General features: G+C 67.5%; 25 protein-coding genes and 1 pseudogene. 9 read left to right on the top strand and 17 right to left on the bottom strand.

Annotation, left to right across the window (positions count from 1 at the left end; all coding sequences use genetic code 11):
• Window positions 1-95: 95 nt before the first annotated feature.
• The 13 genes and pseudogenes from DIE21_RS19880 to sctU all read right to left on the bottom strand — a co-directional run bounded on the left by DIE21_RS19880 (window position 96) and on the right by sctU (window position 11,712).
• Window positions 96-1,337, bottom strand: a complete 1,242-nt coding sequence (locus DIE21_RS19880; protein WP_260432526.1) for a cytochrome P450 — start codon at window positions 1,335-1,337, stop codon at window positions 96-98.
• On the bottom strand, window positions 1,334-2,329 hold the full coding sequence (locus DIE21_RS19875) for an alpha/beta hydrolase (RefSeq protein WP_124499323.1): 996 nt from the start codon (window positions 2,327-2,329) through the stop codon (window positions 1,334-1,336). The genes DIE21_RS19880 and DIE21_RS19875 overlap by 4 nt, the downstream gene beginning before the upstream one ends.
• Before the next feature lie 128 nt (window positions 2,330-2,457).
• The gene (locus tag DIE21_RS19870) at window positions 2,458-2,913 is read right to left on the bottom strand and encodes a molecular chaperone Tir (RefSeq protein WP_124499322.1); all 456 of its coding nucleotides are present in this window, start codon (window positions 2,911-2,913) and stop codon (window positions 2,458-2,460) included.
• 93 nt (window positions 2,914-3,006) lie between these two features.
• Window positions 3,007-3,186: a hypothetical protein gene (locus DIE21_RS19865; RefSeq protein ID WP_124499321.1), complete on the bottom strand. Its 180-nt coding sequence runs from the start codon at window positions 3,184-3,186 to the stop codon at window positions 3,007-3,009.
• A gap of 172 nt (window positions 3,187-3,358) precedes the next feature.
• Window positions 3,359-3,613, bottom strand: a complete 255-nt coding sequence (locus DIE21_RS19860) for a type III secretion system protein (protein ID WP_124499320.1) — start codon at window positions 3,611-3,613, stop codon at window positions 3,359-3,361.
• A 48-nt stretch (window positions 3,614-3,661) separates the two neighbouring features.
• On the bottom strand, window positions 3,662-4,735 hold the full coding sequence (gene hrpD5 / locus DIE21_RS19855; RefSeq protein ID WP_124499319.1) for an HrpD5 family protein: 1,074 nt from the start codon (window positions 4,733-4,735) through the stop codon (window positions 3,662-3,664).
• 107 nt (window positions 4,736-4,842) lie between these two features.
• Complete coding sequence (locus tag DIE21_RS19850; RefSeq protein WP_124499318.1) at window positions 4,843-5,652, bottom strand: hypothetical protein; 810 nt, start codon at window positions 5,650-5,652, stop codon at window positions 4,843-4,845.
• Window positions 5,653-5,807: 155 nt separating this feature from the next.
• Window positions 5,808-6,071, bottom strand: a complete 264-nt coding sequence (sctS, locus tag DIE21_RS19845; protein ID WP_043188506.1) for a type III secretion system export apparatus subunit SctS — start codon at window positions 6,069-6,071, stop codon at window positions 5,808-5,810.
• Window positions 6,072-6,081: 10 nt separating this feature from the next.
• On the bottom strand, window positions 6,082-6,732 hold the full coding sequence (gene sctR / locus DIE21_RS19840) for a type III secretion system export apparatus subunit SctR (RefSeq protein ID WP_124499317.1): 651 nt from the start codon (window positions 6,730-6,732) through the stop codon (window positions 6,082-6,084).
• Window positions 6,716-8,068 (bottom strand): type III secretion system cytoplasmic ring protein SctQ, encoded by a 1,353-nt coding sequence (sctQ, locus tag DIE21_RS19835; protein WP_185642810.1) that lies wholly within the window; start codon window positions 8,066-8,068, stop codon window positions 6,716-6,718. Before sctQ ends, sctR begins: the two co-directional genes overlap by 17 nt.
• Window positions 7,966-8,511 (bottom strand): annotated as a pseudogene (sctP, locus tag DIE21_RS37845) (type III secretion system protein SctP); the annotation flags it as partial. The pseudogene sctP and the gene sctQ, both read right to left, overlap by 103 nt.
• A gap of 46 nt (window positions 8,512-8,557) precedes the next feature.
• A complete protein-coding gene (gene sctV / locus DIE21_RS19825) occupies window positions 8,558-10,609 on the bottom strand; it encodes a type III secretion system export apparatus subunit SctV (protein ID WP_124499314.1) in 2,052 nt (683 codons plus the stop codon).
• A 20-nt stretch (window positions 10,610-10,629) separates the two neighbouring features.
• Entirely contained in the window at window positions 10,630-11,712 is a 1,083-nt protein-coding gene (gene sctU / locus DIE21_RS19820) for a type III secretion system export apparatus subunit SctU (protein ID WP_124499313.1), read from the bottom strand.
• A 314-nt stretch (window positions 11,713-12,026) separates the two neighbouring features.
• Here sctU and DIE21_RS19815 point away from each other — a divergent pair, with 314 nt between their 5' ends.
• From DIE21_RS19815 to sctT, 8 genes are read left to right on the top strand one after another with little or no spacing between them, the layout of a single operon-like run.
• Entirely contained in the window at window positions 12,027-12,599 is a 573-nt protein-coding gene (locus DIE21_RS19815) for an HrpB1 family type III secretion system apparatus protein (protein ID WP_185642809.1), read from the top strand.
• A 21-nt stretch (window positions 12,600-12,620) separates the two neighbouring features.
• The gene (locus tag DIE21_RS19810; RefSeq protein ID WP_124499311.1) at window positions 12,621-13,025 is read left to right on the top strand and encodes a type III secretion protein HrpB2; all 405 of its coding nucleotides are present in this window, start codon (window positions 12,621-12,623) and stop codon (window positions 13,023-13,025) included.
• A gap of 1 nt (window position 13,026) precedes the next feature.
• Window positions 13,027-13,881, top strand: coding sequence for a type III secretion system inner membrane ring lipoprotein SctJ (sctJ, locus tag DIE21_RS19805; RefSeq protein ID WP_124499310.1), 855 nt, complete (start codon window positions 13,027-13,029; stop codon window positions 13,879-13,881).
• Window positions 13,882-13,921: 40 nt separating this feature from the next.
• Window positions 13,922-14,617, top strand: coding sequence for a type III secretion protein HrpB4 (locus DIE21_RS19800; protein WP_185642808.1), 696 nt, complete (start codon window positions 13,922-13,924; stop codon window positions 14,615-14,617).
• Window positions 14,527-15,474: a type III secretion system stator protein SctL gene (gene sctL / locus DIE21_RS19795; protein WP_124499308.1), complete on the top strand. Its 948-nt coding sequence runs from the start codon at window positions 14,527-14,529 to the stop codon at window positions 15,472-15,474. The genes DIE21_RS19800 and sctL overlap by 91 nt, the downstream gene beginning before the upstream one ends.
• Window positions 15,471-16,838 carry a type III secretion system ATPase SctN gene (sctN, locus tag DIE21_RS19790; protein ID WP_124499307.1) on the top strand — a complete coding sequence of 456 codons (1,368 nt, stop codon included), beginning with the start codon at window positions 15,471-15,473 and terminating at the stop codon, window positions 16,836-16,838. Before sctL ends, sctN begins: the two co-directional genes overlap by 4 nt.
• Before the next feature lie 37 nt (window positions 16,839-16,875).
• A complete protein-coding gene (locus DIE21_RS19785) occupies window positions 16,876-17,406 on the top strand; it encodes a hypothetical protein (protein WP_185642807.1) in 531 nt (176 codons plus the stop codon).
• Entirely contained in the window at window positions 17,403-18,218 is an 816-nt protein-coding gene (gene sctT, locus DIE21_RS19780) for a type III secretion system export apparatus subunit SctT (RefSeq protein WP_124499305.1), read from the top strand. Before DIE21_RS19785 ends, sctT begins: the two co-directional genes overlap by 4 nt.
• A 64-nt stretch (window positions 18,219-18,282) precedes the next feature.
• Here sctT and DIE21_RS19775 read toward each other — a convergent pair whose 3' ends face one another.
• The 4 genes from DIE21_RS19775 to DIE21_RS19760 form a co-directional block, all read right to left on the bottom strand.
• Window positions 18,283-21,267, bottom strand: a complete 2,985-nt coding sequence (locus tag DIE21_RS19775) for a hypothetical protein (RefSeq protein WP_124499304.1) — start codon at window positions 21,265-21,267, stop codon at window positions 18,283-18,285.
• Between the two features lie 72 nt (window positions 21,268-21,339).
• Window positions 21,340-21,972 carry a GNAT family N-acetyltransferase gene (locus tag DIE21_RS19770; protein WP_124499303.1) on the bottom strand — a complete coding sequence of 211 codons (633 nt, stop codon included), beginning with the start codon at window positions 21,970-21,972 and terminating at the stop codon, window positions 21,340-21,342.
• Window positions 21,973-21,986: 14 nt separating this feature from the next.
• Entirely contained in the window at window positions 21,987-23,414 is a 1,428-nt protein-coding gene (locus tag DIE21_RS19765; protein ID WP_124499302.1) for a helix-turn-helix transcriptional regulator, read from the bottom strand.
• Between the two features lie 213 nt (window positions 23,415-23,627).
• On the bottom strand, window positions 23,628-24,173 hold the full coding sequence (locus DIE21_RS19760; RefSeq protein ID WP_124499301.1) for a hypothetical protein: 546 nt from the start codon (window positions 24,171-24,173) through the stop codon (window positions 23,628-23,630).
• A gap of 711 nt (window positions 24,174-24,884) precedes the next feature.
• On the opposite strand from DIE21_RS19760, the gene DIE21_RS19755 reads away from it, so the two are divergent.
• On the top strand, window positions 24,885-25,319 hold the full coding sequence (locus DIE21_RS19755) for a lytic transglycosylase domain-containing protein (RefSeq protein ID WP_260432524.1): 435 nt from the start codon (window positions 24,885-24,887) through the stop codon (window positions 25,317-25,319).
• Window positions 25,320-25,322 lie beyond the last annotated feature (3 nt).

The following is a 25,322-nucleotide window of genomic DNA, read 5'->3' as shown; positions in this document are numbered from 1 at the left end:
CGGGACGGCGCTCGCGTGAGCCCGCGATCGAGCAGGACGATTGCCTGCCGCGTCGAGCGCGTGGCCGCCGCATACCGCGACGTCCTCCAGCGTCGTCATCGGACCGGGCGCTCGACGCCGAGCTGCGCATAGCCGTGAAAGGCGCCCAGTTGAATGCGTCGCGCGTCGTCTTTCACCAGCTGCATGTCGGGTACGTGCCGCAGCAGGCCGCGCAGGATCGACTCGAGCTGCATGCGTGCGAGCGCGACACCCATGCAGCCGTGCGGCCCCGCGCCGAAGGTGAGGCTGCGCCCGGTGGTGCGATGAAGGTCGACCGTGTCGGGATCGACGAACTCGGCCGGATCGCGGTTGGCGGAACCGACCAGCAGGATGACCTGGTCGCCACGCCGGATCCGGCAGCCGCCGAGTTCGGTATCGGCCTGCGCGTAGCGGAACAGTGCCTGCACCGCGGGATCGTAGCGCAGGAGTTCGCGAACCGCGCGCGGCACCATGCCGGCATCGTCCCGCAGCGATTGCCACTGCGCGCGCGACTGGAGCACGGCGGCGACGCTGTTGCCGATCGACAGAAGCGTCGTACCGTATCCGGCGATGAACAGAAACAGGACGTTCATCGCGATCTCGCGCCGGCTGACTGCGCCGCGCCGTTCGAGCGCGAGGAAGGCGGCAAGCGGGTGTGTCGCGTCGCGGCTGTCGTGGCACGCGTCGATACAGGTGTCGATGTCGCGCAGGAAGCTTTCCGTGCTCGCCATGGCTTGCCGGTGCTCCGCTTCGCTCAGCCGCATGAAGCTGATCAGTTGCCAGGCGCCCTGGGACGCGCGGCGGTAGGCGTCGGCGGCCGCTTCCGGAAAACCGAGCAGAAAGCAGACCGTTCGCACGGGCAGCTCGCGTGCGACTTCCGCGACCAGATCGAAGCGTGCCCGGCGACGCAGCGGTGCCAGCAGGCCGTCCACCTGCGCGTCGATATAGTGCTGCACGGCGGTCAGGCGCGCCTTCGAGAACATCGGCGCCAGCAGGCGTCTGAGGCGCTCGTGATCGCTGCCGTCGGCGAACACGACCGTTTCGGCGAACCCGAGCGGGTCGGCGTGCGGGTTTGCCGACTCGGGCGGGCGGCATGCGAACGCACGCTCGCCGAGCACGTCGAGCACGTGCCGGTGCGACGAGACGAGCCAGACGCCGCTCGCATCCCGATACACGGGCGCGGTTTGCCGCAGCCGCGCATAGGCGGGATACGGATCGCCGTCGCCGGTGCCCAGAATCGAAGGCAGTAGGCTGGCTGCGTCGCGATGCGGGCGCGCGATCAGGTCGGTCATGGGCGTGCCGGTCGAGGATGCGTTCATTCGTCGGCAAACGCCGCGCGCAACACGTCGACCGCGTCGCGATGGGCTTCGAGTGCTTCCGGAACGAGCGTTCCCATCGAGAAGAAGCCGTGGATCATGCCCGGGTACACGCGCAGCACCGCCGTGTTGCCGTGGGACGCCAGCCGGTCGGCGTAACTGTCGTGCTCGTCGCGCAGCGGGTCGAACTCCGCCGAGGCGATCCAGGCCGGCGCAAGGCCGCGCCAGTCCGCGGGCGCGTTGCGCACGCCGTCGAGCGGCGCGAAACGCCAGTCGTCGCGGTCATCGGGCGAGCCGAGATACTGGTCGCGAAGCCAGCGTATGAGATCGAGCGACAGAAAATACCCGTCGCCGTAGCGTCGATGGGCATCCGTGTCCATCGCGGCCGCCAGCGCGGGATAGATCAGCAGCTGCTGCGCGAGTGCGATGCCCGCATCGCGGGCCTCGACGGCGCAGATCGCCGCCAGCGTGCCGCCGGCGCTTTCTCCGCCGACCGCGAGCCGCGCCGGATCGATCGCGAAGGTGATCGCGGCGCGCTTCAGCCAGTGAAGCGCATCCACCGCGTCTTCGACCGCGCAGGGAAACTTGTGCTCGGGTGCGAGCCGGTATCCGGCGGACACGACGACGCACCGCGCTTCGTCGGCGAGCATGCGGCATACGGCGTCCGCCGTATCCGGCCCGCCGACGACGTAGCCGCCCGAGTGGAAATAGAGCAACGCGGGCAGGAGCGCGCCAAGGCTGGGCTCGGCCGGATAGTAGATCCGCGCGGGAAGCTGCCGGTTGCCGCGCGCGTCGAACCGGACGTCTTCCACACGATGAACCGGACGCGGCCGGATGTCGCCGAGCCGCGTGTAGTAGTCGAACCACTGGCGCGCGGTCGGCACGTCGAAATCGCTGAGACGCCGGGTGCCCGTCGCGCTGCGGCGTGCCAGAAATTGCCGGATGCTCGCGGGTGCGCACGCGAGGGCGGCGGCGTCGGGCTCGATGATGGTCATGACAGAACCTCGCAAGAACTCGTCAGTGGGGTTGACGCGCGGCGCCGCTCGAACCGCGGCGTTGCGCGCGCTGCGTGCCGTGTCGCCGGCGACCTTGCCCGCGCGGGCGCGACAGGACGGGCGGACATTCAGGCGCGCAGCCAGAAGTAGTCTCCGGCGACGATGCCTTCGAACATCTCGTCGCTGGATTCGATGATGTTGCTGCGCCAGTAGCGCCCGTGTTCCGCGTAGTGCGACAACAGATCGGCGACGACCTGGCCGTCGACGTCGTGTTCCAGCGGCAGACGCACGATCAGGACGATGCCGCCCGTGTCGGTGTCGATGCCGAGCTGCGCCTGGTCCTGCGCGTAGATCACGAGGTTCGCTTCCAGCATCAGCCGGAACACGACGAGCGTGCGTCCCGCGGTGACGGTGCCGTAGTGGAAGTTGACGTACATCGCCTGCGGATCGTTTTCGAAATGATCCAGCTGCACCTCGAATCCCTCGACCTCGATCGTGCGGGTATGCAGCACGTGATCGGCGTCGGGCAGGCCGACGACACTGCACACGTCGCGAACGACCTCGGCGTAAAGTTCGATGCTCATGCCGGATATTCGATGTCAGGCCGATCGCCCAGACGGGAATCGATGACGCTGAAGCGGCCAGCGCCGCGCCGGCGGCGCTGGCCGAGTCGGTCGTCAGCCCTTCTTCGCCGCGTTTTCAACGTCGTCCGCGGCGGATTTGGCGATGTTCAAGACCGACATGACGAGTGACATCATCACCTGCGTCATGGCCATCTGAATCATCGCCGGAATCAGCGCACCCGCGGCGCCGGATGCCGCACCGGTTGCAGCGCCGGCCATCGGTCCAAAAGACATGGTAGAACTCCTTTCTATCGAGAAACGATCAAGATTGTGCGGACAGTGCCGATTTGCCTTCCGCTTCGTTGCCGGCATGCACCGGCGGCTTCCTGCCTGCTGCTTTCCTGCTCCCTGCTTGCTACATTCTTTCCGGGGCCGGCCCCGGACCGTTGCGGTCGCGACGCGTCGTTCAGTGGAGCGACGCCTGACCGTCGTCCGGAAGCTCGCGCAATTGCTGCACGATGCCGCGCGCGGCGACCATGCCGCGATAGACTTTCTGGAGGGCGGCGCGATCCCGCGCGTCGTCGCACGCCCGGGTCGCTTCGCTGACGTGTTCCGCGCAGGCCTTGAACGCGTTCTCGATGCGCGCGGCGCCGTCGGGCGATTCGAGGGTGCGCTGCAGTTGCTTGAGATCGTCGCGTACGGCTTCGAGGTCCTGATACATGGTGTGACTCCTGTGATGTGACTGACGTGGGCGAGACGGGGGGCGAAATCAGCGGTTCGCTGCGCGTATCGGCGTGACCGACTCGCGCAGGACGTTCGCGCTCGCGTCGAGATCGGGCGGCGCGCCCGGAAACACGTGCTTGACGCCATCCGGGGTTTGAACGTAACGGGTGTCGCCGACGGCCAGCATCGACGTGTAGACCATCGACGGAATCGCCGGAGGCGCTTCCGTCACGTCGATATCGATGCGTCTGACGTTGCCGTCGAGATCGGCACGCAGGCGGTTCAGGCCGTCGCGGAACTGCGTGAGCGACGGCACCGCACCGTTGATCGAGAAGATGCCGCCGCCGGCGTACGACACGCGCAACCCGTCGATGCCGAGCGAATCCTGGATGCTCGCGACATCGGACTGTGCGACGTCGTACGCACGTGCCACGTCGCCGCCGAGACGGGCCAGCAGCGTGCGCACGGCGACGTCGTCGGCCGAGGTCGGCACGACGCCGTCGACGACGACCGTGGCGCCATGGTCCTGCGCATGCAGGTCGGCCATCTTCGCGTCGCGCAGCGCGGCGTTGATCTGCTGGGCGAGCGCGGCGGCGGAGCGCGGCCCCGTTGCGCCGGGCGACGGCGGCCACAGGCGTGCGTAGACGAGCGTCGCGCCCGCCGTCAGGAACGCGACGAGCATCGCGCCCGCACTGATCACGCGTACCGCTCGGCGCGCGGGATTCGGCACGACCGGTCCGGACGCCGTCCGCCGCGACGCGGCCGTGGCTGCGTCGCCGTTGTACATGCTCGCAAGCAGCTGGATGTCGGGCGGCCACGCGGCATCTTCGTTGCCGAAGCACAGCACCGTCACGCCGAACGGAAACGGCACGAAGTCCGGAATCAGCACCACGACCGGGCCGGCATCCGGCGCATCGGCATCGTTCGCGGAAGCCGGCGTTTCCGGCATGCGTTGCGAGCGGACGATACCTGCGTCGTCGATGTCGATGACGATTTCCGCGTCGTCCCAATCGGTAATGCAGATGTCGGTGTCGTCGTCCTTGCCGATCCGGTATCGGCCCGGCGTGAGCCGTGCCTGGATGCCTGCATGCGTGCCGGTCAGGATGCGCAGGATTTTCATGCCGATGGGGTCCGGTTCGTTGAGCGTTGAAATCGAATGGCGTGGTGTCGAGCAAGCCTGACGTCAGTCTAGACATGCCGCCGGGCGCCGGCGGCGTGCGCGCGAAGTCATTGCGGCGGGCCCGAAGTGCTGCCGGGAACGCGGGGCGCCGGCGTGCGCAGCATCACCTCCACGTGACGCATCGAGCGATCCGCGAGCGTGCCGCTGAGCGGGCGCCGCGCGCTCAGCACCATGAGCGGCAGCAAGGCATTGAAGCTCGCCTGCCGATCGCCCGGTCGCGCGGCGGACCGGGCGTCGCGCAAGCGCGCCTGCGAGTCGATCAGGTCCTGGCGCACGCTCGCGAGGTTGTCGTCGAACGAACCGCCGAGAAAGTTCGCGTCGCGTCGCGTGCGCAACAGATCGAGCGTGGTCGAAAGCGCCATCCGTGAAGGCTGCGCGGTCTTGCCCTGACGCAGCGCTTCGCCGATCGAGAAGAAGCGGTCGGTCCAGGCGACCCGCATCGCGTCGTCGCGCAACAGCGGCAGATCGAGTGCCGCGGCATCCGGCGCGTGCACGGCCGTTTGCGTGGCGTCCGACACGGGGTCGGTGCCGCCCGACGCATGCGCATCGCTCACGGCACCCCGACGCCGGACGGTAAACGTGTCGAGCGTCTTCGCCGCGCGCGGTGGCGGGCCCGAGCGCCCGTCGCGCTGTCGCTGACGTCGCTGCTGCTGCTGTTGCTGCTGTTGCTGTTCACGGTTTTGCTGTTGCCGGCGCTCCTTCTCACGACCTTGCTGTTGCTTTCCTTGCTGATGGCCGTTGCCGTCCCGGCCGCGCTTGCCGTCCGAATCCCGGTGCAACGCGGCGACCCGCCGGTGCGTGACGCCCGACGCGCTCATGCGCGCCAGCAGGTGCCGGGCCTTGGCGGCGTCGTGCACGCTCGTCGTGCGCGTGCCGTGACGAAAGGTGCTGTGCCGGTACTGCCGTGCCTTGCGACGCGCGTGATGGACGTGCAGCGCATGCTGCGCGTCGTCGATGCGCGTCTGCTCGTCGAGCGCGGCCGGATTCGGGCGCGACGGGATCCGGGAGACACTCACGACGGCACCGCCGTGGTCATCAGCTGCGTGGCGAAACGCAGGATCGCGGCGCCGCCCCATGCACCGGTCAGCGCCAGCACGGCCAGCACCGCCACCAGCTTGAAGCAGTGGGAAATCGACTGATCCTGCAGCGACGTGATCGCCTGCACGAACGAGATCAGCAAGCCTGCCAGCGCCGACACGGCGATCGTCGGCAACGACACGTAGAGGCAGAGCAACATGCCCTGGGTGGTCAGGCCAATCAGGTCGTCGGTATTCATCGGCGCCGCCTTATCGGTAGGTGAGGATCAAGCCGTGGATCAGCGTCGACCATCCGCTCATCGCGACGAACAGCAGCAGCTTGAAAGGGATGGCGATATTGGTCGGCTGAAGCTGGTTCATGCCCATCGCGAGCAGGATGTTGGCAATGACCAGGTCGACCACGATGAAGGCGATGTACAGCAGGAAGCCGATCTTGAATGCGTCGGCCAGCTCGGACAGCGTGAACGCCGGCGCGAGCACGATCAGGTCGTCCTCGCGCAGCTGGTTGGCCATTGCCTGCGGCCAGACGACATGCGCGGAACGCAGGAAGAACAGCTTCTCGCGCTCGCGTGCATGTTGCTTGAGGAACGCGCGAAACGGTTCGCGTGCGGCACCGAACGCCTGAATCATCGCCTGGGACGGTTCGGGCGAAACCTGTTCATGGCTGAGCGTCTGCATCGCGCTCATGCCGATCGGGGCCATCACGTAGAGCGACACCAGGATCGCGATGCCGTTCAAGACCATGTTGGGCGGCACCTGCTGCACGCCGAGCGCGTTGCGCAACAGACCGAGCACCACGACGATCTTCGCGTACGAAGTCACGACCATCGCGACGAAGGGCACCAGGCTGATCGCCAGCACGGCGATCAGCAAGCCGGTGAAATCACTGAACTGAGTCATGACCGTTCGCCATGTGAACGATGCGCACGCCGAGATGTTCGCCGACGGTCACGAGCTCGCCGATGCCGATCACCTGGCCGTAGGCGAGCAGCCGCACGCGCGCGTCGCGCACCGTGCCGGGGAGCTCCAGCACGTACCCGGCGCGCAGGGCCGACAGCTGAACGAGCGGCAGCGTGATGGTCTCGATTTCGAAGCGAACGGGTAGCTCCAGATCGTCGATCGACGCGGCGACGGGCAGATCGCCTCCGTCGAGCGAGGTTTCGGTGCGGGAATTTTCCTGGGTCATTTGAGGGTCCGTGTTGATGACAAGTCGTGAGCCGTCGAGCGTCGCGCGAACGTGAAACCTGCGCGCGCCGGGGGCGCCGAGATACACGTCCACGTGGTCCGCCTGCTGCGGCATGTCGAGCAGCGTGTGCAGCGACGCAGGCGCGATGCGCAGGACGACGTCGCCGGGGCGCAGTCCGTTTAACGTTTGCACGTTCAGCGTCCGCTCGCCGATGCCGAGCGATGCCGGTATCCCGATCCGGCTGATGCAGCTGGCGAACGGCACGCGCTGCGGCGCGATGCGCCGTTCCATCGTGTCGATCCATGCGGGGGCGATCCGGTCGAGCACGCATTCGAAACGGTGGCCGTCGAGCGTGAAGCGCAGCGCGAGCGCCGCGCGGACGGCGGGGGCCGTGCGCAGCTCCGTCACGTGCGCATCGGCGAGACCGACCGTTTTCAATGCATCGAGCAACGGCTCGGAGACGATCGCGGCGACGGCATTCCTGAGCGACGCGGCGAGCGTGGCGTCCTCGGACATCATCGAGCCGGTCGCGATGCTCGCGAGTGCCGGATAACAGGCGAGATCGATCGCGATCGCGGCGGCGGTGCCGTTGGACTGCAGCTCGAGCGAGCCGGGCATCTGCCAGTTCGAGGGCGCGGCTTCGGTGATGTCCCAATCCTGCAGGTCGAACTCATGTGCGAGCAGCGCGGCGATCCGGGCATCGCACAACAGCCGGCGCAGGCGGGCCGTGTGCGGATCGAATTGCGGCAACACGCCAACCGAATCGGCGAGGCTTTTGACCATTGAATCTGGCTGAGGCATTTTGTTTCCGGTTCTGTTGTTTCGCGGCGCGGGATTTCCGTTGCGATGCGCTTCGGTCTTCCACGTCGCGCAGCGGATCATCGGGTTTCGATCGCGACTTCCCGCGGCATCCTCAAATGCCCGAGGAGCGATACAAGGCGCTGCTTCAATGTCTCTTCGTGGCGGCAGATTAACGCCCGGACCGGCTCGGACGACGTGTCGAAACGAAGCACGAGGTCGAAATGCGAAAGCGTCAGACGCAACGTGCATTCCGGCAGCAGCGACGGGTCGATGCGCATGTGGATCGACCAGTTGCCGTGCGCGGCCACGGCCTCGTCGGTGCAGAAGTCCGCGACCCTGTCGGCGAGGAAATGCATCAGTCCGGCGACGCGCGCCTGTTGCCGGGACAGCGCCGTGAGGAACGGCGCCGTCAGTTCGCCGAGACGACGCTCGCGCAGGGCGTCGGCGTGCGCGTCGCCCGGTGACGGCGGCGCGCCGTCGTGCCGCGCGGCGTCGTCGACGTCGCGCGCTTGCGGATCGTCCGGCGTGTCGCGGGTCGGCTGCGCCGGCAGGTCGCGCGGCGTGCGCGCGGTCCGGCCCGCCCGGCATTCGCTGCGCAGCCGCGCCCGGCGAACCAGCGCGGCATAGTCGATGCCGGCGCGCTGCCCGCTCGATGCGGGCCGGCGCGCCGGCGTCTCGTCGGCGTCGAGCACGGGAATGATGCGCGGGTTGACGATCGGATGGGTCACCGCGCCTCCGTCACAGCGTGACCCGTCCGAGCGGGCGCAGTTCGATGTGTTCGGCCAGTTCCTGATAGGAGTAGACCGGCAGCCACGCGAGGCGTGTGCTGATCATGCGGCGCACGTAGCGGCGGATGTCCATCGACGTGACGAGCGCGATGCCGTCGCGTGGCAGCTCGCCCGCGTATTCGGCGATGCGCGTGCAGAGCTGCTGGACCTGGTCGGGCGAGAGCGCGAGGAAGTTCCCGGTCGGCGTCTGCTTGATCGACTGGCGGATGAACTGTTCGACGTCGTTGCCGAACAGCACCGCGTCGAGCGCCGGCGCGCCGCGACTCGCGCGGTACGCGATGTAGCGGGAGAGGTCGCCGCGGACGTATTCGACCAGCATCAGCATGTCCTTTTCCTTCGGTCCCCACACGACCAGGCTTTCCATGATGCCGCGCGCGTTGCGGATCGACAGCTGCTCTTCGAGCAGGCGGCGCAGGACGTCGGCGATGCGTTGCAGCGGCAGCGCCTTCTGGACTTCGGCGACGAGGCCCGGATAGTCGACGCCGAGCTGGTCCAGCACCCATTGGGTTTCCTGGATGCCGACGAAGAGATGCGCGTGCGTGCGCAGCAAATCGATGGTCTCGTTGGCCACGATTTCCTCGGTGCGCCAGATCGCCGTGTTCGACGGCACGTCGCGTTCGGCGATCCAGTGGCTTTCCGCTCGCCCGCCGGCCGGCCCCGCCGTTTCGCAGCGCGACGCGAGCGCGGGATCCGCGGGCGCCTGCGCGAGCATGACCTTGCCGGCCGGCATCTGCACGCGAGCGTAGGGCACGTCCTGCAACAGGATTTCATACGCATGCGAGGCAAGCGCGTCGCTGGTCCACATCGTGATGCCGGGGAACGGCAGGCCGATTTCCTCCTGCAGGCGCGCGCGCCGCGCTTCGAATGCGAGGTTGAGTGCGGCCGGCGACAACTGGGCGACCAGGTCGGGCGCGAGCCGCACGCCGATCGCGCTTGCGAATTGGGGGGCGCGCGTCAGAATGGTCGGCGCATCGCCTTTTGCTCCCGCGCGCTGCAGCGCGGCGACTTTCTCGCCCTTCTGTTCGTGGTGCGCGCCGTTGCGATGGATCCGGTAACCGCTGAACGCGAGGATGGCCGACAGCAGCAGGAAGAGCGCCCACGGGAATCCGGGCACCGCCGCGAAGCCGAGCAGGAGCACGCTGGCGAACCACATCGCATGGGCGTTGCCGGCCATCTGGCGAATCAGTTCGTCGCCGAGCGAGCGGCCGCCGCCCTCCGAGGTTTCGTCGGACACCCGCGTGATCATGATGCCGGCCGCGACCGAGATCAGCAGCGATGCGATCTGCGACACCATCGCATCGCCGACGGACAGGATCGAAAAGCGGTTGGCGGCGTCGGCGGCGGTCATCGAGTGATAGGCCACGCCCACCGCGATGCCGGCGACCATGTTGACGAGCGTGATGATGAGGCCCGCGATCGCGTCGCCCTTCACGAACTTCATCGCGCCATCCATGCCGCCGTAGAGCTGGCTTTCGACCGCGAGTCGCGCGCGTTTGCGGCGCGCCTCCTCGGGCGTCAGCAGGTTCGCCCGCAGATCCGCGTCGATGCTCATCTGTTTGCCGGGCAACGCGTCGAGCGTGAAGCGCGCCCCGACTTCGGCCACGCGCTCGGAGCCCTTCGCGATGACGATGAACTGAACCGTCGTGATGATCACGAACACGACCAGCCCCACGATGAGGTTGCCGCCGACGACCAGTTCGCCGAAGCTGTCGATGATGTGCCCGGCGTCGGCATGCAGCAGGATCGACTTGGTCGACGCGATGTTGAGCGACAGCCGGAACAGCGTCGTGAACAGCAACGCCGACGGAAACGACGAGAGCGACGTGATGGTCGGCACGTACATCGTCACCATCAACAGCGTCACGCTCAGGCAGATGTTGATGGAGAGCAGCACGTCGATGATGTCGGGGGGCAGCGGCAGGATCATCAGCGAGATGATCGCGACGATCAGCGCGGCGATGCCGATTTCGCCGCTGGCGGGAAGTTTGAGCGACTTCAGCATGAAGGACCTCCGTGGCAGGATCAGGAACGGGTGCCGGACGATGTGCCGGCATCCGGCGGGTGCGTGGCGCCCACGGAGCCGATCCAGCGAAGAATGGCCGCGACCACCTCGAACAGCTCCTCGGGAATCGCGTGATTCACGCCGACGCGATGCAGCGTGCGCGCGAGCGGCGGATTCGCGACGATCGGCACGCCGTACATGCTGGCGAGCCGGCGCAGTTCGCCGGCCTCGGCGTCGACGCCGCTCGCGACGATGACGGGCAGCGGATGTTCGGCGGGCGCGTAACGCAGCGCGACCGCATAGTGGGTCGGATTGACGACCATCACGTTCGCGCTCGCGACGGCGGCCGGGCGCGGGTCGCCGTTGATCATCTGCTTCGCGAGCTTGCGGCGCTCGTGCTTGATCTTCGGATCGCCGTCCTGGTTCTTGTGCTCGCGCTTGACCTCGTCCTTGGTCATGCGCTGCGAGAGCAGGAACAGGATGTGCTGAAGCTTCCAGTCCGCGATACCGATCACGAGATAGGTCACGCACGCGACCGACAGCACGGTCAGGAGCGCCGACCACAACACGGCCGACAGCCGGTAGAGCGGCTCGTAGAAGGCCGCGGCGGCGAGCGGCAGGAGGCCGGCGATGGTCTTCCACAGAATCGCGACGAGCACGACGGCCTTGAGCGTCATCTTCATCAGGTCGATCAGCGAACGCTTCGAGAAGATCCGCTTGATGCCGGCCGCCGGGCTGATCGAATCGAGCTTCGGCATCACCGGCTCCAGCGACACCTTGAGACCCACCTGCATCGCGGAAGCCAGCGCGGTGGCCAGCATGCCGAGCGCGGCAAGCGGTACGCAGATCGACACGCAGAGGCCGAACACGTGAAACAGCGTGGAGTCGAGCGCTTGCGGCGAGCGATCGGTCGCGGTGAAGTCGAGCGCCGCGTGAATGGCCTCGCGCAGCGAATCGAACAGCCAGAAGCCCGCGGTGTGAAACGCGACGAGCATGGCCAGCAGCAACGCGGCGCCGACCAGATCGGTGCTTTTCGACACCGTCCCCTTGGCGCGCGCGTCTTTCAGGCGCTTGGCGGTCGGCTTTTCCGTCTTGTTGCTCATCGTCGCTCGGATTCGTGCTGCCCGTTCAGGCAATGGCACGCACGATAGTCGCCGCCGCGCGGTGAGCGACCCGCGAAAGCGAAGCCGCGCCGGCTGCCGCGAAGCGGGGCGCCGAATGCATGACGCGACGAGGCATGCGCGGCTTCATCCGCGCACGCGCGGCAGCAGCGCCGGCATGCATGCCGGCGACACCCCGCTTCGCATGCGCTCCGATCACTTCGCCTCGGGCACCGGGCACGCCCCGACACGTTTGCTACTTTTGTCTCCATCGGCCGCGGCCGCGATCCAGACCGCTCACTCACCGGAACACCAACATGAACCAGATACATGAATACCAGACATGCACGCACGAGCTGTTCGGTGCGCTCGTCGAGATCGTCAGGATGTCGGTCGTCGACCAGTTCCCGACCACGCGCGTCGACGTCGACGACGTCGAGCATCTGCTCGAGGCGCTGCACGTGATGCGCCCGAATCTGCCGGAACTCCACCTGTTCGATGGCTTCGTGCACGTCGTGCGCGGCAACTGGCGGGAGGCGGCCGATATCTTCCGCGCGCTCGTCGACCAGTCGGTGGGTTTGCCCGGCAGCAAGGCGATGCTGATCTACTGCCTCAGTTCGAGCGGCGACGACGACTGGCGCATCGTCGCGAACCAGCTGCTCGACGACGACGGCGTGACGCCGCAAGCGCGCATGCTCGTCCACGCGGTCATGGCACGCAACGATGTCGAGCTGGCGGGCGAGCACGCGCTCGCCACCGGCGAATTCGTCGAACCCGAATCGCTGAAGCAGCTGCGCGCGGAATCGGTGGCGGGTGACGCGGGAAACGGCGCAACCGATACGGCCCGGAGCGAGCCGCCGATGTTCGACGGCCAGTATCTGCGTCTTTGATGAACCGGACGGGAGAATGCGATGAATCAGGCTTTATCGTCGTTGTCGATCGACATGATGCGGATGCAACCGACTTCGGTCGCGCAGCAGCCGGACGTTCACGTTGCGCCGGTTCCGGCGCATGTTGCAGACAGCTTCGAGGCGATGATGCAGCGGGGCGTGATGGGGCCGTCGTCGGGCACCGGCGACAGCGCCGGCACGATGATCTCGGAACTCGTGCGCGGCGAGGACGCGGCGTTCCAGTACGTGTCGAACGACATGCTGTACATGATCCACAACGTCGATGCGATGTCGCCCGGGGAACTGACGGCATCGGCGATCCAGCTGCAGATCGAGGCCGCGAGCCTGCAGGTCGACATGCAGATGAAGATGAGTGTGGTCACGTCCTCGAAGGACGCGATCGAAACCTTGATGAAGAATCAATGACATGAACCTGGGTGCCGAACCGAAACGCCGGTCGATGCGTGGCGCCGCGCTGTGCGCGATGCTGGTCCTGTCGATGTCACTTGCCGGATGCGAGAAGGAGTTGTACGGCAATCTTTCCGAACGCGATTGCAACGAGATCGTCGCGACGCTCATGCAGGCCGGAATCGGGGCGCGCAAGGTGAGCTCGGACGGCGGCAAGACCTGGAGCGCAAAGGTGGAAGAGAGCGACATCGTGCACGCGATGGACGTGCTGCGCGAGCATGGCCTGCCGTCGCGGCGTTACGACGATCTCGGCGCGCTGTTCAAGAAGGACGGCCTCGTGTCGACACCGATCGAGGAGCGCGTGCGATTCATTTACGGGGTGTCGCAGGAGTTGTCCGACACGCTGTCGCGGATCGATGGCGTCGTGATCGCGCGCGTGCATATCGTGCTGCCGGACAACGATCCGCTGTCGAGCAAGGTCAAGCCGTCGTCCGCGTCGGTCTTCATCAAGTATCGGCCGGACGCCAACCTCGCGACGCTCACGCCGCAGATCAAGAACCTGGTCGTGCACAGCGTCGAGGGATTGTCATACGAGCAGGTGAGCGTCACGTCGGTGCCCGCCGATCCGATGGAGGCGGTCGCCGTCGACAAGACGTCGGGCAACCTGGCGGTGATCGCGCTCGCCGCAGGCCTGTTCGTGACGGGCGGGGCGGTGCTCGTCGTGACGAAGCGGCGCAGCGGGTCGGCTGCCGAGGCCGGGCAGGGCGCGACCGGCGCGACCGACGCGGGCCGCGAGGCGCCTGCGAAGGCGGGGCCGCTCTCCGCGATCGGCGCGCTGCTCAGGCAAGCCATGCCGGGCAGGACGTCGCGTTGATGCGGCGGGCGCCATGCCACTTTCCCCGCGGGATCAGACCATGCGCGACATCGAACGTTACGGCAGCGTCGCGGCGACGCTCGCGGCGCGGCTGACTGGTTACGAGCGCAATCGCGACACTGTGTTTGCCTGGATGGACCAGGGCTGGCTGCACGATGCGCTGGCGGTGCTGGGCGACGCCAGCGGCGTATCGAGTCCGCACACGTCACGGATCGCGCATGCATGGCTCGCGGCGGCCGGGTGCCCGCCGCCACCGCTCGCTGCGTTTCGCTGCGAGACCGCCGCGATCGCGGCGTTGCCGATCGAGGACGCGCTGTGCGCGATGTGCTTGCGCGCGTTGCATTTTCGCCGCGCGGAATTGCGCTACTGGGTCGATCGGGACAGCCGCGAGCAGATCGCCGGCTGGCTTGGGCGCGGCGGGTTCGCCGCATTGCGATGGTTGATCGAAGTCGGCAATCCGCCCGTCATCGATCGACTGATGCGCGATCACGGCATGGTGCCGCTCGACGCGCTCGACATGCCGATGCTGGCGTGGGAAGGGTTCAGCCTGTTCGCGCACGCCGGCTTGTGCGATGCATCGTCGCCGCTTGCGTTGCTGCGCTTTGCGTGGCGCAGGGATGCGCAGCCGCCGGCCTGGCTGAGCGCATGCGACGCAGCCGGGAACCGCGACGACGCGATGCAGGTTGTTGCCCGCCTTCCGGACTTCTATCAGGAGCAGACATGGTCATCTGGTTGAGAAATGCACATGACGAAGGCGCTGCCGAGCCGGCGCTGCAGGCGGTCGGCCTGGACGGCGACATCGTGCGGCGCGAAGCATTCGCGCAGCTGGTCGAGCTCGACGACGGTCATGCCATGCTGCGCGACCGGCGGCGCGACGTGCTGGCGATCGCGCGTGACGAGGCCGCGCGGATCGTCGCGGCGGCGCGGGCCGAGGCGGACACGATCCGCGCCGGCGCGCAGGACGAATTCGATACCGGCCAGCGGCGCGGTTATGAAGCCGGTCGTCAGGACGCGCTCGCGCACTGGTACCGGGAGACGGCCGAATCGCTCGCGCGGCGGCGCGATCTCGAGATGTCGCTGCGCCGTCGCATGGCTGACATCGTCGTACTGGCCGTCGAGAATATCGTCGCGAGCGAGCGGCCGGAGGCGCTCTTCGCGCGTGCGGCCGACTCCGTCGATCGCATCGTCGACGCAAGCTGCCACTTGCGCGTGCGCGTCCATCCGGACCAGCACGCGCTCGCGGCCGCCGCATTCGAACGGGCGGCGGCCGGATGGCAAGAGCGCGGCCGGCCCGTGCCCATCACCGTGATCGCCGATCGCGCGCTGACGCCCGGCGCCTGCGTATGCGAAACCGACATCGGCCTGATCGACGCGAGCCTCGGCGCGCAGATCGATGCGGTGCGTCTCGCGGTGACGCGCGCGTTGCAGCGCACGGAGGACGCCGGCGACCGGCCGCACGAGGCCGCCGCCGCGGAGCATACCGATGCCGATGCCGAGGCCGGGTCCGACGTCGTTGCCGGCGACCGGATGCGCGACGATTCGTCGTTCGACCTGCGCGAACTGCAGCCAGATACCGAACGGGAGTTCGCATGAAGCCGGACGGCGCGTACGCGGCGTTCGCGCAAGACGCCGCCGAATGCGCGCGGCTGCATACGTTCGCCGATTCGCTCGCGCAGGAACTGGGCCAGGGCGCGGCGCGGCCGAGCGGCAAGGTGCTCGAGGCGATCGGCACGCTGATCCGGGTCGGCGGCATCGACGTGCGGCTCGGCGAGCTGTGCGAGTTGCGGACCCCGCGCGGCACGTTGATGCAGCTTGCGGAAGTGGTGGGCTTCGCACGCGATACGGTGCTGCTGTCGCCGTTCGGGCAGCTTGCGGACCTGTCGCGCGAGACGCGGGTCGTCGCGCTGCGCCGCCCGCTCGAGGTGCCGGTGGGCGACGCGCTGCTCGGTCGCGTGATCGACAGCCTCGGGGCGCCGCTCGATCACCGCGGGCCGATCGATGCGAAGGCGTTCCGGCCGATCTACGCGCCCCCGCCCAATGCGATGAGCCGGCCGCTGATCGAGCGTCCGCTTGCCACCGGCGTGCGCGCGGTCGACGGCATGATGACGCTCGGGGAAGGGCAGCGCATGGGCATTTTCGCGCCGGCCGGCGTCGGCAAGAGCACGCTGATGGGGATGTTCGCGCGCGGCACCGACTGCGACGTGAACGTGATCGCATTGATCGGCGAGCGCGGGCGCGAGGTGCGCGAGTTCGTCGAGCAGATTCTCGGCACGGCCGGCATGGCCCGTTCGATCGTCGTCTGCGCGACGTCGGACCGATCGTCGATAGAACGCGTCAAGGCCGCCTACGCGGCCACTGCGATAGCGGAGCATTTCCGCGACGCGGGCAAGCGCGTGCTGCTGATGATGGACTCGCTGACCCGGTTCGCACGCGCGCAGCGCGAGATCGGCCTGGCCGCCGGCGAACCGCCGGCACGTCGCGGCTTCCCGCCGTCGATCTTCGCCGAATTGCCGCGTCTGCTGGAGCGCGCGGGCCTGTCGGAGCGCGGCTCGATCACGGCGCTTTACACGGTGCTGGCCGAAGACGAATCGGCCAGCGACCCGATCGCCGAGGAGGTGCGCGGCATTCTGGATGGACACATGGTGCTGTCGCGGGACATCGCCGCGCGCAACCAGTATCCGGCGATCGACGTCGGTGCCAGCCTGTCGCGCGTGATGCCGCAGGTGACCGAGCCGGCGCATCGCGAGGCGGCGGGGCACGTGCGCAGCCTGATGGCGAAATACCGGGACATCGAAACGCTGCTGCAACTCGGCGAGTATCGCGAAGGCGGCGATCCGCTGGCCGACGAGGCCGTGCGCAAGCGCGATGCGATCCACGCGTTCCTGTGCCAGCGGACCGACGAACCGAGTCGCCAGGCGGACACGCTGGCGGCGCTCCGGACACTGTATCTGGACTGATGCGGCCGACGGCCGGCAATCGAAGGGAGCACGGACCATGCAGGATCGGAGCAGCAGGGCCTTTCGCGTCGTGGTGCGGCGTCTCGAGCGCGTCGACGCGAGCCTGCGCGAAACACTGGGCGAACGGATCGACCTGCTCGACGACGCCCGGGCGCGCCTGGACGAGCATCAAGATGCCATGGCGCGCGCGCGCGGCGAACTGGCGCGTCAGGACGAACGGATCGAGGGCCTGGTCGGCGGCGGCCGGCCCGTGCGCATCGACGACTTGCTCGGATGGCAGGCGCAGCGTTCGCGTCATGCCGCGGAGCTTGATTCGATGCGGACGGTACTGAACGCGTTGCACGACGAGATTGCGGGAATCGACGACGAGATCGCGCGAACGCGCGGCGAGATCGTCCGGAACGACGCCCGCATCGCACTGTGCAGGAAACGTCTTGCCGCGCTGCAGGCACAAGCCCAGCTGTACCTGGACGACATGGCGGACGAAGAAACCGAAGAGGGCGTGGTGGCGCGCATGCTGGCGCGGCGCCGCGCGCAACCCGATGCGCCCACCCGGAGATCGCGATGAACGTATTCGAGAGCGGCATTCCGCAGTTCGGCGGCGTGCTGATGCAGTTCTTCACGCTGGTCGGGCTGTGCGGCGTCCGCCTGCTGGTCATCATGATCGTCTTTCCGCCGACGTCCGACCAGGTTCTGCAAGGGACCACACGCAATGCGATCGTGATGCTCTGGGGCGCGTACATCGCCTTCGGCCAGCAGGCGCTGATGCCCGCGCTGAGCGGCTGGCATCTCGTGCTGCTCGGCGCGAAGGAAGCGCTGATCGGGCTCGTGATGGCGTTCGTCGCATCGCCCGTGTTCTGGGTCGCGGAATCGGTCGGCACCTACATCGACGACCTGACCGGCTACAACAACGTGCAGATGTCGAACCCGAGCCAGGGACAGCAAAGCTCGTTGATGGCGACGCTGATGAGCCAGTGCGCGTCCGTCGCGTTCTGGACGCTCGGCGGGATGACCTTGCTGCTCGGCGCGCTGTTCGAGTCGTACCGGCTGTGGCCGCTCGACAGCATGACGCCCGTGCCCGCCGCGCTGGTGCAGCTGTTCGTGATGCAGCAGACGGATTCGCTGATGGAAACGGTCGCGAAGGTCGCGGCGCCGGCGTTGCTGCTGTTGCTGCTCGTCGACGTGGGCCTCAATCTCGTCAGCAAGACCGCGCAGAAGCTCGATCTCGTGTCGCTCGCGCAGCCGGTCAAGGGCGGGCTCGCGGTGCTCGCGATCGCGCTGCTGATCGGCACGTTCATCGGCGAGGTGCGCGATCAGGTGGCGCTCGTGCACATCGGCGAGCAGATTCGGGCGCTGGCGACGTCTGACGGGCGGCATTGACGGAAGCGGGAGCGTTCCGGCCGGCCAGGGCCGGCACGCGTCGGGCGCTTCGGCCGGCCGACCGCTAGAACGCGCCGGCGACGCGCGCGGCGCCCAGGCCCGTTCCCACGAGTACCGACGCGATCCGCACGGCGGAGTCGATCTGATGCCGGATGATCGCCTTCTTCCGGCTGCGATCGCTTTCCACCGCGTTCGCGATGCGGATGTGGAGATCCGCCATGTTGCGGACAAACAGCGGTTTGCTGTGACGCCCCTGAACGAACAGGCGAATGTATTCTTCCGCCATGTGTTCGAATTGCGGCACCACGTTCTGCATGTAACCGCTGCCTTTCCCGCTGTAGGGCAGCCGGGTCATGGTCAGCTCATTGTCGCGGGATTCGACCATTTTCTCGATCTCGCTGAGGGCCGCGGCCGTGGTCGCCTTGAGGTCGATCGACCGTTGCTCGAACGACTGCCATTTGCCGGTCACGCCGTTGTACGCGACAACGGCCTTCGCGCGTGCCGCGGTGTCGTCGGCGGACGCGCCGTGCGGTTTGATCGTGACCTCGCCGTAGAGCTGGTTGGTATTGGAAGACCATTCGAAGTTCGTCCAGTAGTCTCCTTGTTTCCCGGCCACCTCGATGATGTAGGTGGTGGCGCCCGTTCCGGATGCCGAGTGCAACCCCAAATCGCGGATTTCCTTGATCCTGGCGTGCTTCCATTCGTCGACGGCCGTCGCCTGGTCCGGAGCGTGTGTCGTCTTGACAGCCTCGTAGTGCGCAGGGAATGCAGGCAGTCCGGCAGAAGGTGCGGGTCGCGTCGAGGGCGCCTCGATCACGCGGTAGAGCGCTGCGTTGCGGGACGGATCGGCCGACGGAAGCGGCTTGACTTGCGTGACGCCGTTGCCCGTCAGCAAGGCTGCCGTGCCGACATCGGCGGCATGCTCATCCAGGAAGGCAGCGGCGGCGCTCGCCGCCAGTGTCCAGGCAGATCGTGTGCCGGCGGCGGGGATGCCCGCGCTCGCAACTTGCGCATAGGCGAGCTGTCGTGCCCGGGTGATGGCCGGTTCGCCGGGTTCGGTACCCCAACCGTCCGTCAGCAGATGCGCTGCAACCAGTGAATCCTGATCGCTGGCGCCGGCCAGCGCGGCAAGATGCGCGGTCGTGGCCGAGTGGCGGGCCATGGCCTGATTGCCGTCCGCGCGGAACGTCTCGCATGCCGCTTGCGCCGCGATCATGGCGGCGCCCTGCCGGGTCGGCGCGGCGTTGCGCGCATCGGTCAGGGCCCGCAGGATGACGTCGCGACGCCGCCACTGCTGGTCGTCGTCGTCGACGAGCGAGACCTGGCGGGTGGCGTTGAGATGGCTTTTCAGGACTTTGTCGTAGGCTTCCTGCACCTTCTGAAGATCGATACGCTCCCGGACGAGACGCTTCTCGTACGCGACACGCAGACGATCCTGGTCCTCCCCCGAAGCAGCGGACGTGTGCCGGCCCGCAAGCGAAAACGGCATCCAGGTCGGGCGGGACGTGCGATGTTCCGGCGGTTGCTCGGCCAGCACGGTTGCAACGCTTTCCTGCGCGCGAGCGAGGGCGGCCTCCGCTTGTCGGAGGGCTGCTTCGGTTCGGCTCGCGTCCTCTCGCAGCGACCGGATCGCGCGTTGTGCTGCGTCATCCGCGGCCGCGACGATGTGTGCGGCCGACGTCTTTTCGATGAACAGTCCCCGAGCGGCCGTGTTGATGGCCGTGAGGTCCGGCCCCAGTGCGCGTCGGTCGATGGCCTCGACGGTCTCACGCATGCCCGCGAGATTCCGGGTTGCGTCGTCGTACGCCTGCGTGATCGCACGAAGTCGTCGGACCGTCGCATGATCCTGGCCGGGGGAGTGCATCGATTCGGCGGTGCGCACGACGGCCTGCGCGACGCGCGCTGCCGTGGCCGGGTCGTACCCGGCCCTGCGTATCAAGCCGGCGCTTGCACCGGCCGCGGCGTAGCCGGCCGGGCCGTCCGCGCCCAGGTCGGTCCGGGCATGCAACGCGAGCTGCTCGGCGAGCGCGATCGCTTCTTGCGCGGGCATGCCGGCGCGGAACGCGTGAATCGCGGCGGCCTTCACGGGCTCGAGGCCGGTCGAGCCGCCCCATCGGTGTTCGAGCTGCGCGACGATCGCCGTTTCGAACGGATCGGCGCAGACGGCAGGGCTGGCAAGCTGAATCGTCTCGCCCGCGCTCAGATCGGCGGTCAGCAGGCAATGCCGATCTTCGGCCGGATTGGCGCCGACGACCCGCTCGATCACGACCGGCGCGGATGGGCCGTCGATGGCGGGTGCGGTCATCAGCCTGGCCCGGCAGAACTCGCGTGTCCCGATCCGCACGATGCCGGATGACGATGGCGGATGATTCAGTGCGTCGAAGGCGTCCGCGGCGAGCCAGTTGGCCGAAGCCTTGGCGGGCTCCTGGCCGGACACGACCCATTCGCCGTTGGACATCGTGAAGAGCTCGATCGTCGTATCGAGCGAGAGATCCGTGGAGACAGGATGAAACCCGCTAAATGTTCCGGACTTACTGGTTTCGCCGGCACGCTCGGCGATCACCCGGACGCGATCCGTGTTTCCTTCGGCAGACCGAAGCGTCATCGTCCGAATGACAAAATGTCGGTTGCCGACGGTGATCGTCGGCGCTTCGTCGTTCCCCTGACCGTTCCTGATCTTCGGTCGCAACATGGTGAAGTCGACGCAATCGGCCACGGCACGCTTCACCGATGACAGGCCAACCCGTTCGGCGATTCGGCTCGACAGTCCGGCGATCGTGCGCATCGCATTGGGAGATCGATCGACCTTGGCGGGCTGCCTGAGTTCGGAAGCCGTACCCGAGCGCGGTGCCGACGCGATATGCGCGCCATCGGCAGGCGGAACGGGCGACGAAGCCTCGCGGTGGTTTGGCCGCAGACCTGCCAGGCACACGGAGAACCCGACGCGTGCCGGGCTGGACGCGGATCCGGACGCGCGCGGCGCTGCGTCGGCGGCCGGGTCGTCGATCGCGGTATACGGATCGGCTTGTATGGGCGAGAGCGTTCTCATGTGCGATCGGATGTTCGACGAACGGGCTGGCGGGCATGGCGCGCGTGAGGCGTGCGGGATACCGGATGATGTTCATGATTCGGTGCGCTCCTGACCGGCCGGGACCGGTGCATGCCGCAACGCAAGCCGATGCGCGATGCGCGGCGCGGTATCGTGCGCGCCGCGGGTGATGGCGAACAGCAGCGCGTCGCCTGCGACGAGGTTGCGATTGGGGCGGGGCTCCCAGTTCGTCAGCCGGCCCTCGAGGGTAAATCCGAGCCGGGACATCGTGCTGGCCGCGTTGCCTTCGGGTGCGCAATAGGCATGGATGCGGCATAGCTGCGGCTGCGCCAGCAGCCAGTCGACCAGCCGCAACAACGCGGCCAGTCCGGCACGCCGTCGACGATGGCCGTCGCGGCGGCTCGTGACGACGCCGATCTCGGCGCGCGGCGGCGTGGGCGCGAGATCGATCGCGGCGACGAGGCGGCCGCTGCGCCGGTCCTCCAGCGCCCAGGTGAAGCGCGTCCTGCTGGCCCAGCCGAGGCGGCAATGCCGGATGAACGTGCGCGTCTGCGCGACGCTGCGATGTGTTGGAAACGGCAGCCATTCCGTCACGACAGGGTCGCCGAGCAACGCTTCGAACAGTGCGTCGGCATCGTCGTCGACGAACGGCCGTAGCCGCAATTCGTCGGTTTCGATGATCGTCGGCGGACAAAAGGCAGGCATCGGCGCTCCCTCCTTCAGCGGGCGAGTGTCTCGGACGGCGTTTCCTTGAACATCTTCCGATAGCCGTTCAGGAGTGTGGAGCGATGTTGCACGCCCCAGCGGTTGGCCACCTGCAGCACGCTCGGGGCGTGCGTGTCGTCCGCCATCAGTTCGTCGCGAATGTGTTCCATCCGCCGGCGGCGAATCAGCTCGCTCGGCGTGATGCCGAGATGGGCCTTGAACGCGAGTTGCAGCGCGCGTTCGGTGACGCCGATGTGCGTGGCGACCTCGCGCACGGACAGGTCCGGGCGGTCGAGGCATTCGATCAGGTAGCGGTACGCGCGGCGATACTTTCCCGGCAACCGCGCGCTGATGTCGTCAGCGACAGGTTGTGCGCGCTCGGCGGACACGGACGACAGCAGCGAACCGTCCTCGCGCACGTGCTTGATCGAGAGCAGCGCATACCGGCCATACAGCTGCGAATAGTCCTGCAGACGCCCCTGCTGCTGACGAACCTTCGATTGGCAATAGAGGTACTCGAGATACCAGCGCGCATGCTGGTTGCCGGGCATCGATGCGTCGTTGAACATGCGCAGCATCGTTTCGGCGATCCGGGTCGCCTTGCCCGCCAGCGCGGCGAGCGCGACTTCCAGGCGCAGCGCGCGATGGTAGTCGTGCAGGCCGGCCCCGACGCTCCAGCGCAGATACACGTCGATCCGCTCCAGAACCGCCTCGCTACCGCGCGAGAGCGCCTGCAACTGCTGAAGATAGTCGGCGCGCTGCGCGAGCACGGCGATCATCGGCGTCTGTTCGTCGGACAACGCGGGCATGCCGCCGACATCGTTCACCGCCGGCTCGAGGATGACCGAGTGCCAGTAGATGTGGTCGGCGATCGGCTCGCAGGCGCGCAGGTGGTATTGCGCGAGCAGATCCCGGCGCAATGCATCCACCAGTCGGCGCCAACGCTTGTCTGTCGCGGCGACGGCAAGCTCCGACATCATGTCGAGGCGCGCGCGCGCGCCGTCGAGGCGGCCGAGATGGAACAGCACGAGCGTCGCGCCGACGTGGCTTTCGAGACGTTGCGCCGGCGACGCTTCGTCGTCGTCGGCAATGCGCTTGAAGCACATCAATGCGGTGCCGAACCGGTTCCGGAACAGCGCCTGCCAGGCTGCATTGCGGCTCAGTACCGCCCGGATCGCGATGCGCTCGCCATTCAGCGCCTTCTGCACGCGACGATAGGTTTCTTCCGCGTCTTCATGGCGCCCCAGAACGAGCTGGACGTCCGCATACGCCTGCAATGCTTCGAAGTCCGGTGCGCCCGAGGGCCGTTCCGCGTCGGCGCGATTGGCGGCGATGTTCGCCGCGTCGAGGAACTGGCCTGCGAACATCTTGGTACAGAACGCCGACGACGTATCTGCCGACGACAAGGCCGATGCGATAGCGAAATAGAGAGTGGACGGCATGGCGTGCTCCTGTCGGATAAGCGGTTGAGGTGCGATCGGGTGACAGTCGTTTGTCGAGTACATCGTTGCACCCGGGGTCCGGGTGTTCGGCGATCTTTGACGTTCTGTTACCGTTGGCACGCCGCTTCGGCGCCGCGAACGCGCACGGCAGGCGGCCGTGGCGCCGCGGAGCGACGCGCGAACCGTTACGCATCCGGGATGCCTGGTGCAGGCTTACTTCCTCGAAAGCTCCTCGAGCTTGTGTGCGGCCTTAACCATGATTTGCAGGACGGCGTTGACCGTCGACAGGATGAAGTCGGCGAACTGGCCTGCCATATTCGTGAATTGCGGTGCCCGCCGCAGCATCTGATGCCGATCCGCCGGTCGCCGGGTCGGCGCGACCTCGGAGGGGGGAGACGTCGTCTGCAGCAGGGGCTCGAATGGCGCATTCGGATAATGCGCATGAAACCCGGGCGGCGGGCCCGGCGGTGGATCGTAGCGATGAGCGCCATTGGATTCGGACCACTGCGGCGGTGGTCCCGGCGGCGGATCGTAGCGCTGCTGCGGCGGTTGCCCCGACGGATTTGCGTGGAGCTGATGCGGGGGTGGGCCAGGCGGCGGGGCGTACCGCTTTACGGTTTCCCCGGTCGGTTCGTTCGTTCCCGCCGGATCGGGCGTGGTCGGTGCCGATTTCGCTTGGCTGTCGATATGAGCCGACGTCGGGCGGGAACCCGGGGGCGAGGACAAACGAAAAGCGCCGAGCTCGGACGGGTGCGCCAACCTGGGTTGCGGCTGGGCGATCGGACGCGGGTCGTCGGTTGGCGTCGATGAGCCGGACGAACCCGCTCTGGTTGCCTGCAACCGGCGTACGGATACCGAGCTCGGTGAACGGGAGCTAGCCGTTCGTGTACGTTGAAGTCCCGTCAGCATCGGCGAAGACGACAACGATCGCGACGACGGGCGCGACGATGCGCTGTCGGCATGGCCCGCGGAATCCGGTCCGACATGGTCTCCGACGGGTAGGACGTCGCGTGTCGAAGGCGACGGGCTATGGATTTGTGCCACGTGATTCTCCCTGCACAGGAATGGGACGGCGTGAGCCGGTGTCGCGGTTATAACCCCGTGTGGCCGCTCGTCGCGCGGGCGGGACGAAGTCTCGCGGTGTCACGCGAACGGCACGCCATCGAATCGCGCCGAGGGCACGTCGCGTCTTCGTGCCCGCGAAGCGACAGGCGTCGATCCGAAACGCGCGGCACGTTGCGGCAATGGCGCGATGGACCTCGATCATGGCCGTGGGTACTTTTCATCCGGCACGGCGGCCGTGCACGGTGCGCGTCTTGCCCGTGCTCGCCGCCGGGGCGTGGATCGGGCTGCGCGAACGTTGTGCGGCCCATGCCGACCATTCGACCCATGGGATCCGACATGACTCGTCGACATTTCCAGCCGCCGCGGCGACGGACACGCGGCGGCCGTTGCGGCGTCGCGCGCGGTATGGCTGTCGCCGCCGTGCTGCTCTGTTGCCTGAACCCGTGCGCGTTCGCGGATTGCTTCGATGCGGCGGCGAACTATCAGGGCGTCAGTGCCTACGTGTTGCGTGCGATCGCATGGGTCGAATCGCACGGCAACCCGGCGGCCGAACATCGCAACGCAAACGGCTCGATCGATATCGGGGAACTGCAGATCAACTCGATTCATCTGCGCGAGCTGGCCGGCTTCGGCATCGATGCGCAGTCGCTGCGCGACGAGTGCGTGAACATCTACGTGGCCGCCTGGCATCTGAAGAAGCAGATGCTGAAGCATGGCAACACCTGGGAAGCCGTCGGCGCCTACCACTCCGAGACGCCGAAGCTGCGCGATGCCTATGTTCGCCGGATTCGACAGACGCTGACGCGATGGGGTACCGGGCCGGCGCAGTTCGAACCGTGAGCC

Origin of the sequence: Burkholderia sp. Bp9140, assembly GCF_003853425.1 — a bacterium.
Taxonomy (GTDB): domain Bacteria; phylum Pseudomonadota; class Gammaproteobacteria; order Burkholderiales; family Burkholderiaceae; genus Burkholderia.
This window is presented reverse-complemented; position numbering and strand designations above follow the sequence as displayed.

Excerpts from the sequence above, each read along its gene's own strand:
- DIE21_RS19875 (WP_124499323.1), bottom strand. The coding sequence starts at position 2,329 with ATGACCATCATCGAGCCCGACGCCGCCGCCCTCGCGTGCGCACCCGCG.
- sctS (WP_043188506.1), bottom strand. The coding sequence starts at position 6,071 with ATGAATACCGACGACCTGATTGGCCTGACCACCCAGGGCATGTTGCTC.
- DIE21_RS19800 (WP_185642808.1), top strand. The coding sequence starts at position 13,922 with ATGCGCGACATCGAACGTTACGGCAGCGTCGCGGCGACGCTCGCGGCG.
- DIE21_RS19880 (WP_260432526.1), bottom strand. The coding sequence starts at position 1,337 with ATGAACGCATCCTCGACCGGCACGCCCATGACCGACCTGATCGCGCGC.
- DIE21_RS19775 (WP_124499304.1), bottom strand. The coding sequence starts at position 21,267 with ATGAGAACGCTCTCGCCCATACAAGCCGATCCGTATACCGCGATCGAC.
- sctL (WP_124499308.1), top strand. The coding sequence starts at position 14,527 with ATGCGACGCAGCCGGGAACCGCGACGACGCGATGCAGGTTGTTGCCCG.
- DIE21_RS19810 (WP_124499311.1), top strand. The coding sequence starts at position 12,621 with ATGAATCAGGCTTTATCGTCGTTGTCGATCGACATGATGCGGATGCAA.
- sctV (WP_124499314.1), bottom strand. The coding sequence starts at position 10,609 with ATGCTGAAGTCGCTCAAACTTCCCGCCAGCGGCGAAATCGGCATCGCC.
- DIE21_RS19865 (WP_124499321.1), bottom strand. The coding sequence starts at position 3,186 with ATGTCTTTTGGACCGATGGCCGGCGCTGCAACCGGTGCGGCATCCGGC.
- DIE21_RS19765 (WP_124499302.1), bottom strand. The coding sequence starts at position 23,414 with ATGCCGTCCACTCTCTATTTCGCTATCGCATCGGCCTTGTCGTCGGCA.
- sctQ (WP_185642810.1), bottom strand. The coding sequence starts at position 8,068 with ATGCACGTTGCGTCTGACGCTTTCGCATTTCGACCTCGTGCTTCGTTT.
- hrpD5 (WP_124499319.1), bottom strand. The coding sequence starts at position 4,735 with ATGAAAATCCTGCGCATCCTGACCGGCACGCATGCAGGCATCCAGGCA.
- DIE21_RS19815 (WP_185642809.1), top strand. The coding sequence starts at position 12,027 with ATGAACCAGATACATGAATACCAGACATGCACGCACGAGCTGTTCGGT.
- sctN (WP_124499307.1), top strand. The coding sequence starts at position 15,471 with ATGAAGCCGGACGGCGCGTACGCGGCGTTCGCGCAAGACGCCGCCGAA.
- sctR (WP_124499317.1), bottom strand. The coding sequence starts at position 6,732 with ATGACTCAGTTCAGTGATTTCACCGGCTTGCTGATCGCCGTGCTGGCG.
- DIE21_RS19755 (WP_260432524.1), top strand. The coding sequence starts at position 24,885 with ATGGCTGTCGCCGCCGTGCTGCTCTGTTGCCTGAACCCGTGCGCGTTC.
- DIE21_RS19785 (WP_185642807.1), top strand. The coding sequence starts at position 16,876 with ATGCAGGATCGGAGCAGCAGGGCCTTTCGCGTCGTGGTGCGGCGTCTC.
- DIE21_RS19870 (WP_124499322.1), bottom strand. The coding sequence starts at position 2,913 with ATGAGCATCGAACTTTACGCCGAGGTCGTTCGCGACGTGTGCAGTGTC.
- DIE21_RS19770 (WP_124499303.1), bottom strand. The coding sequence starts at position 21,972 with ATGCCTGCCTTTTGTCCGCCGACGATCATCGAAACCGACGAATTGCGG.
- sctJ (WP_124499310.1), top strand. The coding sequence starts at position 13,027 with ATGAACCTGGGTGCCGAACCGAAACGCCGGTCGATGCGTGGCGCCGCG.
- DIE21_RS19860 (WP_124499320.1), bottom strand. The coding sequence starts at position 3,613 with ATGTATCAGGACCTCGAAGCCGTACGCGACGATCTCAAGCAACTGCAG.
- sctT (WP_124499305.1), top strand. The coding sequence starts at position 17,403 with ATGAACGTATTCGAGAGCGGCATTCCGCAGTTCGGCGGCGTGCTGATG.
- sctU (WP_124499313.1), bottom strand. The coding sequence starts at position 11,712 with ATGAGCAACAAGACGGAAAAGCCGACCGCCAAGCGCCTGAAAGACGCG.